At 62.8% G+C, this 2,059-nt stretch carries 2 protein-coding genes; both read right to left on the bottom strand.

Annotated elements, in window-relative coordinates:
- Positions 1–288: nitrilase-related carbon-nitrogen hydrolase (locus AC1D1P_RS21835; RefSeq protein ID WP_477674417.1), on the bottom strand; the 288-nt coding region annotated here is incomplete at its 3' end.
- Positions 289–290: 2 nt separating this feature from the next.
- Positions 291–2,059: YhdP family phospholipid transporter (locus tag AC1D1P_RS21830; protein WP_477674416.1), on the bottom strand; the 1,769-nt coding region annotated here is incomplete at its 5' end.

Here is a 2,059-nt window from a genome sequence, read left to right as displayed (position 1 = left end):
GTTGCGCGCGCGCGCCGGATCAGACGTGGCCATGGGCAGCGTGCCGCCCACGATCCACAAGCCGAGCTCACGCGCCGACCGGCTCAGGAAGTCCTGTATCAAGCCCGTTCCGACGCTCTCCTGGACTTTCAGCTTGTCGGTGTCCTTGAAGCCCATGATGCAGAAATATTCCGGCAGCACGGCCAGTTCGGCGCCCTGCGCCGCAGCCTGCTCAAGCAGGCTGCGGGCTGCGGCAAGGTTGTCCTGCACGCGCGTACCTGAGACCATCTGGATGGCAGCTATCTTCATGGTTAACGAACCTCCTGAACAGGCTCTGCTGCAGCCTGTGCCTTGCGATCCACCTTGATGATTTTCGGGTCAGACCAGGTTCCTTCAATGTGGAATTCCTGGGTCGCCGCCTGCATCAAAGGCCGGCGCAGGAACATCTGGGCAAGGAAGCTGCCCAGGCCGATGGCCGGATTGATGACTGTGGCGATCAGGGAAGCCGTACCGGCATTGATTTCCGGCACCACGACCGCCTTGATGTTCTGCGTCTCCTTGGCAATATCGGCACTACCCTCCATCAGCACGGCCGCATTCACGCCCTTCATCTGCAGGTTGTTGGTATAGGCGACGCCCTGGTTGATATTGATGTCGCCGCGGACAAAGTCAAAGGCAAAGCCTTCGGAAAAAACGTCCCGGAAATCCAGGGTCAGCCGCCTGGGCAAAGACTGCAGGCTCAGCACACCCAGCAGTTTTGTGATGCCCGGGTCAGCCTTGACAAACTGCCCCGACTCCACATTGACGTTGAACTGTCCGCTCATGCTGGGATAGTCCAGGCTGAGAGGTGACCCCATCCACGCGACCTGCCCCTCCAGTTTGCCCTTGCCACGGCGAATGACCTCACCCATGCCAAAGCGCTTGAGCAGCTCACCCGAATCGGCGATGTCCAGCTTGAAATTCATCACGGTGCGGCGGCGCTCGGCAGCCGCGCGCGCGGCACGCGGCGCATTTGTCGCAACGCTCTGGGCATTGATCGCCACCCAGTTGCCCGTTGCCGTCAGCACCGCCTCGGGAAGGATCACATTGAACTTGTTCAGGCGCCATTCGCGCACGCCCTCGCGGGCCGCGGCAGACGCTCCGCGGTTGACGGCGTCGATCTCGACCCGCCCCAGCTTTTTTCCGCGCAGCTCCAGGTCTTCCACCACGATGTCCAGGGCAGGGATGCTGGCGGGCTGCTCGTTCAGGATCGCTTCCACGTCACTGGCCGTACCTGGCGCCAGGCTCAAACGGGAAAGCCGCGCATAGACCCGCCCGGCCCCTATGCCGCCAGGCTGCCGGAATTCGACATATCCATTGAGCTCCGACGCGTCGATATTTGCACGCCATGTCAGGCCTTCACGGGAGCCTCCCACCACCACGTTGTTCAGCTTGCGCCCTTCAATCACCAGCTCCTTTGCGCGAATGGCCATGGAGGTCGGCAGATAAGTCAGGGACGCGTTCGCGGCGGCCCGGTTGGTCGCCGCAGTGGCAGCCACCGGCGGAGGTGTCTGGAGCGCGCTGCCGGAAGAAGAATCTGCCAGTATTTTTTGCCAGGCATCGAGGTCCACGTGGGCCAGGTTGATATTGGCCGCCACACCGGCTTCCTGCACGGGCACTGTCTCCCCCGGCTCCAGCCCGACGCCGATTCCGCCCCGCATCACACGAGGTTCGCTGCCGCTGACGTCGCGCACATACATGACGGACGCCACACGGCCAATGGTTACCGAAAGCTGGTCCTCCAGCTTTTGCCCCGGCCCCATGGAGGTCGGCACAAGCGAATTCTCAAACCGCAGCGGCAATGCCGCTTCTGCGGTCTTGCTCAGGGGCGCGGGCAGGTTGAGCGCCATGCCTTGCAGGCTGCTGGCGACAACCAGCTCAGGCACGCCACGGCGAAAACCCAACGAGGCGGTGTAAGCCGTGYTGCCCGTGGCATTTTGGGCCATGCGCGAAAGCGCGCCGAGCTCCCTGGCCTGACGCAACCCTTCAGCGGTGACAACGCCTTGCGCCTTGAATGCCACCAGGCTTTCCGGCTCTGCAT

This window comes from Polaromonas sp. P1_E1_2 (assembly GCF_056406035.1).
Note: the sequence above shows the minus strand (reverse complement) of the source record. Positions and strands in the feature narration are given on the sequence as shown.